The organism is Pseudoclavibacter terrae, from assembly GCF_008831075.1.
Taxonomy (GTDB): Bacteria; Actinomycetota; Actinomycetes; order Actinomycetales; family Microbacteriaceae; genus Pseudoclavibacter; species Pseudoclavibacter terrae.
Map to the genome: position 1 here is coordinate 677978 of NZ_WBJX01000002.1, position 7811 is coordinate 685788.

Sequence of the window (7811 nt, forward strand, 5' to 3'; positions counted from 1 at the left end):
CGACTTTCGCTGAGTCTGGGCGTGGTGGTTCACTTGCCCATTCTTGCCGATATTCGCCCTCGGTTTTCGACCTCCACCGGAATCTCACCGGAACGTTCCGGTGCGGCGCTTCCCATGGTTCTCGCAATCAGTGACCGCTGTTTGCCAATGCTGTCTCTGCGCCGTGCTCTCTCGTCGACGGCTCGAGCGGCCCGCGTAGAGGTGCATGAGCACTCACGCCCCGCACCCGTCCCTCATGCTCTGCATCGATCTTGAGACCACCGGTCTCGACGAGCAGACCGGCCTCGTCCTCGAGGTCGCCGCCGGCGTCGTCACGAACGATCTCTCCCACGTCGACGACGGGATCTCCGTCGTCGTTGCCCAGCGAAGTCCCCGGGACTCGATCTTCCCAGTCCTCCCGTGTCGTGGCCGCATGAACGACTTCGTCGTAGACATGCGCACCAGCAACCAAAAGCGGCCTCATCGCCGACGTCGACCGCGCCAGCATGACCGTCGCAGACGTGGACGCGCGCATCGCCGCCTACTTTGAGTCGCACGCAGACGGCGTCCCGCTGCTCCTCATCGGCAACTCGATCACCCTCGATCGCAACTTCCTGCGCGAGCACCTGCCGTTGACGTTCGCGAAGCTCCACCACCGCAGCGTCGACCTCACCAGCGTCGAGCTGCCCTTCGCCCGCCGCCCCGGCCTCGACATCGACCGGGTCGCACCATCCACGGGCCACCTGGCAATAGACGACGTTGACGCGTGCCTGGCAACAGGCCGGAACATCGGCGACACCATTCAGGCGGTGCTCGCAGCGGTCGACCGCTCATGACCCCGGGCCGTGAACGAACACTGCTCCGTAGAGACAATCCCGTGACCAGCGCAATGGATGGGCCGGCGTGTGCTCGAGACGCAGGGTTGCGCTCTCCGCTGTGGCCTAAAGCGGAGGCTCACCTGACGTGGGCCTGAAGCGCGGTCAGGCTTGGGGCGACCCAGTCGCCCCAAGTCCTGGATGCGTATGTGCAGGAACCCGCAAAAGATACCCATCCGGCCGGATCGTGGGCAGGGCGGTCGGTCGGTGACAAGACTGCGCGGGTCCGGACTCGCGGTGCCACTCACCCCTGCGGTCCACCGTGGGTGCGGATCTCAAGACTGACGACCTGTCCCGTCGCATGCCGCTGAGCGCGCCTGCACGGTATGCACGAGTACGGCCAAGAGGGGCGGGTGGTCTCTTTCCGCGACGCCGTACCCTCCCGCGCAGCATGCTCACGCCATCGTGTGCATCATCGGCATGTGGCGCGTCGACGAGTTAGGACCCTACCGAGGGACTGCATCCAATGAAGAGACGAGTGCTCGACGCTCGACTATGCGGACTGACGTCGTGCCGATGCGTAGTCGGAATACCCCTTTGGATATAGGCCGCCCCTTGGCACGCTGACTCGAGGGACCTAACTCTGAATTGCGTCGTCTGCAACTTAGTCCAGGCCGACGACACTCCCACCGTGTCACCTTTCAGGGTACAAACGAGCAGGAACGATTCATATGACCGAAGAAGCACGCATGCCCATTCAGGCCTGGCGCGCAGCCAACATTCTGCTGGACGTCGTCGTGGCTCAATCCCCGACGGCAACTCCGGGCGACAACGAGCGCGCCCATGGGGCGGCAGTGGACCCTCTTGTGCGGCCTCAGAACGAGATCGACGAGTCAATCGAGAGCGACCACCTTCTCGGTGCCGCCGCGATCAACATAAGTTGGTTGACGTCGCAGCTGGCACAGATCCGGGGGCATGATCTGGTTGACGTCGTTGCTGATCTCAGGGCTTTCCTGCTTGGGGTCGTCGAGCAGTAGTCCCCCGCGTCCTAAGGGAACGCGTTGCTGCTTTGGGGTACCAGAGGGTGCGCGAAGCGCTACGAAATCGGTAGTACCCGTCCGGCTCATCAGAGGAACATTTCTGGACGGCTGGCCCTTCGCATCGTTCGGATGAACTCGTCGACGACGAGGTCCCCGTCGGTGCGCCAAAAGAGGGAGATTGTCCGAGTCACTGGCGGTTCCAAAGCCACACTTTGGACAGTCCTTGGCACGATATTTGAGGGTACGAGCGTGGAGCCCACGCCACGAACAGCAAATTCAACCGCAGCCCTCGCCTGCTCAGTACGCACCGCGACGATCGGGGCGAACCCACCGCTTCCGCATGTCTCGTCTAGAACCGCCGATAGGCCGTTCTCGCGACCAAACTGGACCCATGCCTCGTGTTGAAAGCTCGAGATGGCTATGCGCGCGTCACCGCTCCATTGTCCGTACTTTGGCACCACGACGAATTCCTCCTCTCCCATGAGGAGGCTTTGACCATCCCAGGGGGACGGAGTGGGGCCAAAGCCAACGTCCAGGTCTCCCGACAGAACTGCTTCTGTCACCAGATCGCGATGACGGTACTCGGACAGGTGTATCTCTATTGATGGGTGCCGGACACGCCACGCATGCATTAGTTTCGGGATCACCCTGATGCTTAGGGAATAGACAGTGCCAACTCGCAGAAAGCCGGTCTCTCCAGCCCCGATTCCGCTGACCAGCCGCTCAAAGTCCACGATTTTAGCAATGAGTGCCTTAGCAGCGGGTAGCAGCGCACGGCCAGCAACCGTGGGCGTGACAGTCCGCGTCGAGCGATCTATGAGACGCAGGCCAACCTCCGATTCTAGGGCTGACACGTACCGAGAGACTGTGGGCTGGCTCACGAACAAGGCCTTCGCTGCCGATGAGAATGACCCGCGATCACAGACTTCGACAAAAGCATGAAGGTAACGCTCGCGCTTGTCCATGTGCCCCTCCATCCGTGTGACCAGGAGCGCCGCCTGGGGTGCGGCGCGATTTGCACACCCAAGTAGAGCATCCGAAATTTCCCCCTTGCCTGGAAGAGGTCCGTACGCTAAACCGAACATTCAGATTCTGAATCCTTCCGCTACCGGGTCCGCATAGTTGCGGGAGCATCACGAACCAGCAGACAGTTACAGGAACGCGAATTCACTTGGTCGGGTTTTCTCCAGCTGTTTGAACGGAAACACCTTGTGCCAGGGAGACCGCGCTCGTAACTTGAGCCGCTTGGGGTCTGGCGGCGGCGTGCTTCGGCCGGTTCCACGTTCCCGTACTTTTGAACGCGGCGTAGAGCCATCTAGGGGATAGTGCTCCGCCCGGGGGGCTTGCGGTGAAACGTCTCTTCGACACCCAAGCCTCCCGCACCTCCCGTCACAGAGTCGATCTGACGCGAAGCAGTCCGTGTCGGTGCGTAGGGAATTCAAGATGACACAACGAGACAGTTCGAAGCCCCGCAGTGCGGAGCCCCCCAGGCGTTCTTTCACGAGCGCGTTGGTCTGGTCAGCACCGATCGTATTGAGTGTCACTGCGGCGCCGACGGCGATCGCCTCCGCCTCATGCGCTCCGCAGACAGCAGCACAGCTGCAGGAGTCGCTGGCCATCACTGCTAGCGCAGGTCTGAGCCGCTATCGCTCCACTCGCGTGCCGCCCACTGCCCCCCAGGTTGAGTTCGTGAACTCCTACGAACCCTTGCTTGCCAGCGCGCTTGTCGTCCAGGATCCACCCGCCAACATTGCGACAACTACGACGTTGACCAGCTCGGTCGCGTGTCTCAGTGCTGGGACCTACACATTCACTTTCGGAGTAGCGGCCCAGAACGTGAATCCGCGGAATCTTTCCCTCACAACGGAACTCAGAGATGTGAGCAATGGAGCCCTTCTCTCTCGTGTTCTACTTGCCCAAACGACCAACTCAACGAGTCGAGACCATACATACCGAACTGTCACCATGCCGTTGACGCTCACGCGTCGAACTCGCTTGACACTTTCCTATGCATGGTCATTCCTAGCAGGGTCGGGCCCCGGCGATGACATCGCCGTCACCTCGCCCGAGGTGCGCCAAAACTAGAGGCTCTCCAACGGAGGATGACACTCCGACGGATTCGGTGCGGCCTACAACTTCGGTGCGCGCATCTAGGCAGTTGCCGTGCTGGTACTTCAGCGACGCGGGGCATGGTTGCCTTAGATGCGGCTCGGGTTCGAAGACGGCTGAGACCCCATTGCCCAACCGCAAAGAGCGATCGGCGGGTACCACACTGGAATTACCGTGTTGTGCCGAGGTTCGCTTGCTCGGCGAAGGTCTGCATGAAGGCGGCGACGAGGGGATCGGGCTCGGAGCGTGTGTATGCGCTGATGAGTCGAGTTCGAGGCGGGTCTAGTCGAAGCTGCGCACCGTGGAATCCCGTGTCCAGAATGTTGGAGGGCACCAATCCCAGGCCCACTCCGGCCGCCGCATACCTGGGGACGGAGGCGACCTGCGGAGTTCGTATAGCGACAACCGGTTCAAAGCCGGCCTCAGCCGCATAGTGATCAAGCACGCCGGCTAATCCGTGGTCGGCGGTGTAGTGGACCCAAGGATCCCCCGCGAGTTCGGCCATTCGCACTGAGCCTCTCCCTGCCAGCGCGTGATGGCGTTCGGAGATGACAACAAACTCCTCTTGGCCCACGGTCACCGAGGGACCATCCCACGCGGCGGGCATCGGCGTGATTGCTACGTCTGCTCCCCCTGCGTTCATGCTCGCGACTACGGCGTCGACGGTTTGATGCTCGAGCAGGTTGACGGACGTCGCCGGATGACCACGAAACCAGGCCTCGAGCACTCCCGGCATGACTCCGAGTCCGATGGACGTGATCGTCGCAACCTCAAGCACCCCCGCATCAGCGTGGAGCAGCGCCCTCGCGGACGCTAGGGCGCGCCGTGAGTCAGCGAGCAATGCTCTTGCATGCGGTAACACGACGCGTCCCAATGGCGTCAAAACCAACTCACGTGGCAGCCGATCGAAAAGTCGTCCGCCCAGTTCGAGCTCGAGGCTCCGAACCTGCTGCGAGAGGGCAGGTTGCGAGATGCCCACGTCGACGGACGCCGCTGTGAACGAGCCCGACTCCACGACCCGGACGATGCATTCCCATTGCCGCAAATTTGCCATAAGCCGAGCTTATGACAGGTCGCCACATTGTTACTTTGACTTCGGCGTGTCTCATCGCCAAGCTCGGCGTATGGAACATCTCAAAACCCCGATCAGGCTTGGTTCGCACCAGTTGGCCCACAGAATCGTGATGGCCCCGATGACCCGGGCCCGCGCCGCTCAGCCCGGCAACATTCCCACGGCGCTCAACGCCACCTACTACGCGCAGCGCGCTTCTGCAGCCCTCATCATCTCGGAGGCGACGCAGATCTCGCCTCAAGGGCAGGGATACAGTTTCACGCCGGGTCTTCATTCCGATGACCAGGTCGATGGCTGGCGTCTCGTCACGAAAGCTGTCCACGACGAAGGAGGGCTGATCTTCGCCCAGCTCTGGCACGTCGGTCGGATGTCTCACGCGTCCTTCCACGGCGGCTATCCGCCGGTTGGGCCGAGCGCGCTCGACTCGGGAGCCAGAATATGGATCAGTCAAGGTGGGGTTGGGACCATGGTCCCGACGACCACGCCGCGCAGCCTCACTACTGACGAGATCGCCGCCATTACTGAGGACTATCGAATCGCGGCTGCGAACGCCATCCGAGCCGGCTTCGATGGCGTGGAGATTCACGCGGCAAACGGGTACCTCATCGATCAGTTTCTGCGCACAACGTCCAACGTTCGGACAGATGAGTACGGAGGCAGTGTCGAGAACCGAGTGCGTTTCGGGGCGGAAGTGGTTCGGGCAGTCGTTTCGACGATAGGGGCCGAGAAAGTTGGGATTCGGATCTCTCCGCAGATCAAGGCGCGCAACATGGGCTGTCCCGAGATCGAGGACACAGTCCTCTCGCTCGTCGACACCGTGGAAGAGATCGGGATTGCTTACGTGCACCTGGCCGAAGCCGACTGGGATGACGCGCCCGTAATCTCGACAGATTTCAGAGTCCGACTGCGGCAGCGCTTCAGCGGGTGCCTTATTGTTGCGGGCGGCTACACGCCGGCTAGCGCGAATGAGATCTTGGCAGACGGCCACGCCGATCTGGTGGCCTTCGGGCGGCCATTCATCGCCAACCCTGACTACCCTGAGAGGATCGACAGTCAAGCCCCACTCGCAGACTTCGACGCGACGACCCTCTACGGAGGCAACGAACAGGGTTACACGGATTACCCGCCGCTACGACCGGTGCCCGCCGTGGGACGTGTCGGACAGGCGGCGACAGCATGATCCGGGCGATCGCAGTCACCGGTGGCAAGGCCCCGGGACAACTGGTCGATGTGGAGGTTGAACGTCCCCAGCCGGGACCAAACGACCTGCTCGTGGAAGTTCGAGCCGTATCGGTCAACCCGGTTGATACCAAGGTCCGCGCATCCGCTGGCCCCAATTCAACTGAACGCATTCTTGGATACGATGCCGCTGGCATCGTCCTTGAGGTCGGCATCCAGGTAACGCTCTTCAAGCCCGGTGACGAGGTTTATTACGCGGGAGACTTGACTCGCAGCGGTACCAACGCCCAACTTCACCTTGTTGACGAACGCATCGCCGGGCCGAAGCCGCTTTCTCTCACGCACGCCGAAGCGGCCGCGGTTCCCCTCACAGCGATCACTGCCTGGGAGGTGCTCTTCGAGCGCCTGCGCCTCAACCGTGACGGAGGCCAAGGCAAGCGGATACTGATCCTTGGAGCCAGCGGAGGTGTGGGCTCGATGCTTACTCAGCTCGCCGCGAAGCTGACGCAACTTGAGGTCATCGCAACGGCGTCCACTCCAGCATCACAAGCGTGGGCGATCCGCAACGGCGCCCACCGCACGATCAACCACCATAACCTGGGTGAGGAACTGCCCGCTCTGGGCGCGGTCGACTACGTCGCATCTCTGAGCGGCACTGAAGCGAACTTCAGCGCTATATGCGCGGCGATTGCGCCCCAGGGCGCGATCGCTGTCATCGACGACCCAGCCAGACTCGACATCACACCGCTGAAGAGCAAATCGGTGTCGGTGCACTGGGAGCTGATGTTCACACGCTCGATGTTCCAGACGAGTGACATGCTGGAGCAGCACCGGTTGCTGTCTGAGGTGTCGACCCTGCTGGATGAGGGAATCCTGCGAACCACAGTCGCGGAGGTGTTGTCCCCAATCGACGCCGAAACAATGCGCGAAGCGCATGCTCGAGTCACTCAGGGGGGCACGCCCGGCAAGATTGTCGTCTCAGGTTGGCGTGGCGAATGAAGCAAGAGTAGGCACGGGGTATTGCCGAGGCCACAGCGGTCCGCTTCACGCAGGCGCAAGAATGTCGCGTGAGGCGGACCGCGCCTACCCCAACTCTCAGTAATACCGCGGCAGGCGAGATCGCCCAGGGGTCCTAGCGCCAGGCCTCATCCGAAGTCAGCGCTCGCGTCACCGACGACGAGGGCGCGAGAGCAGACGCGGTTGATCGGGTCAGGAGTCAGGTGATGGCGTCGATCTGGATCCGCGTCGACTCCGGTGATCTTGGCGGGCGAGGCTCACGACGAGTGCGAGGGCGAGCGCGGCGCCGATGATCAAGGTCAGGGAGGCGATCGTGTCGCCGGTCGACATCGCACCGTGCGTGGCGCCGTTGCTGCCGGGCTGGAGGAATCGTCCGAAGTCGCCGAGGCCGTGGAGCAGGATCGGCACCCACAGTGTGCCCGTCGCGCGGTAGGCGCCGTAGAAGAGTGCGCCGTCCAGAGCTACGGCCAACGTGTTGAGGGCGATCGTGAAAATGCCCAGGTCTTCGAAGAGGTAGCTGACGACGTGGGCGAATCCGAAGGCGAAGGACGTGATGAGCAGCGCCGCCAGCTCCCGGTGATGGCCGAGGACTGTGACGCG

General features: G+C 62.2%; 8 protein-coding genes and 1 pseudogene. 4 read left to right on the plus strand and 5 right to left on the minus strand.

The features are described 5' to 3' along the window. Positions 1 to 127: 127 nt before the first annotated feature. Entirely contained in the window at positions 128 to 514 is a 387-nt protein-coding gene (locus F8O03_RS09390; RefSeq protein ID WP_151423596.1) for a hypothetical protein, read from the minus strand. Here F8O03_RS09390 and F8O03_RS09395 point away from each other — a divergent pair. Together F8O03_RS09395 and F8O03_RS09400 are read left to right on the plus strand one after the other, a co-directional pair. Further along, a complete protein-coding gene (locus F8O03_RS09395) occupies positions 486 to 815 on the plus strand; it encodes a 3'-5' exonuclease family protein (RefSeq protein ID WP_167516529.1) in 330 nt (109 codons plus the stop codon). The two genes, F8O03_RS09390 and F8O03_RS09395, sit on opposite strands and share 29 nt — an antisense overlap. Positions 816 to 1525: 710 nt before the next feature. Beyond that, positions 1526 to 1831 (plus strand): hypothetical protein, encoded by a 306-nt coding sequence (locus F8O03_RS09400; protein WP_151423598.1) that lies wholly within the window; start codon positions 1526 to 1528, stop codon positions 1829 to 1831. An 89-nt stretch (positions 1832 to 1920) separates the two neighbouring features. Here F8O03_RS09400 and F8O03_RS09405 read toward each other — a convergent pair whose 3' ends face one another. From F8O03_RS09405 to F8O03_RS18530, 3 genes and pseudogenes are all read right to left on the minus strand, one after another. After that, on the minus strand, positions 1921 to 2799 hold the full coding sequence (locus F8O03_RS09405) for a LysR family transcriptional regulator (protein ID WP_167516530.1): 879 nt from the start codon (positions 2797 to 2799) through the stop codon (positions 1921 to 1923). A 1313-nt stretch (positions 2800 to 4112) separates the two neighbouring features. Continuing rightward, the gene (locus F8O03_RS09410; protein ID WP_244296113.1) at positions 4113 to 4721 is read right to left on the minus strand and encodes a LysR family transcriptional regulator substrate-binding protein; all 609 of its coding nucleotides are present in this window, start codon (positions 4719 to 4721) and stop codon (positions 4113 to 4115) included. Positions 4722 to 4820: 99 nt separating this feature from the next. Next, positions 4821 to 4997 (minus strand): annotated as a pseudogene (locus F8O03_RS18530) (helix-turn-helix domain-containing protein); the annotation flags it as partial. A 70-nt stretch (positions 4998 to 5067) separates the two neighbouring features. Between F8O03_RS18530 and F8O03_RS09415 the strand changes: the two are divergent. Then, on the plus strand, positions 5068 to 6195 hold the full coding sequence (locus F8O03_RS09415) for an alkene reductase (RefSeq protein WP_151423601.1): 1128 nt from the start codon (positions 5068 to 5070) through the stop codon (positions 6193 to 6195). Then, complete coding sequence (locus F8O03_RS09420; RefSeq protein ID WP_151423602.1) at positions 6192 to 7193, plus strand: zinc-binding alcohol dehydrogenase family protein; 1002 nt, start codon at positions 6192 to 6194, stop codon at positions 7191 to 7193. Before F8O03_RS09415 ends, F8O03_RS09420 begins: the two co-directional genes overlap by 4 nt. A 210-nt stretch (positions 7194 to 7403) precedes the next feature. Here F8O03_RS09420 and F8O03_RS09425 read toward each other — a convergent pair. Continuing rightward, positions 7404 to 7811, minus strand: a 408-nt coding sequence (locus F8O03_RS09425; RefSeq protein WP_151423603.1) for a CPBP family intramembrane glutamic endopeptidase, incomplete at its 5' end; no start/stop codon positions are given.

Coding starts and splice junctions, on each gene's coding strand:
- F8O03_RS09395 (WP_167516529.1), top strand. CDS start 486: ATGACCGTCGCAGACGTGGACGCGCGCATCGCCGCCTACTTTGAGTCG.
- F8O03_RS09405 (WP_167516530.1), bottom strand. CDS start 2,799: ATGGACAAGCGCGAGCGTTACCTTCATGCTTTTGTCGAAGTCTGTGAT.
- F8O03_RS09415 (WP_151423601.1), top strand. CDS start 5,068: ATGGAACATCTCAAAACCCCGATCAGGCTTGGTTCGCACCAGTTGGCC.
- F8O03_RS09400 (WP_151423598.1), top strand. CDS start 1,526: ATGACCGAAGAAGCACGCATGCCCATTCAGGCCTGGCGCGCAGCCAAC.
- F8O03_RS09420 (WP_151423602.1), top strand. CDS start 6,192: ATGATCCGGGCGATCGCAGTCACCGGTGGCAAGGCCCCGGGACAACTG.
- F8O03_RS09390 (WP_151423596.1), bottom strand. CDS start 514: ATGCGCGCGTCCACGTCTGCGACGGTCATGCTGGCGCGGTCGACGTCG.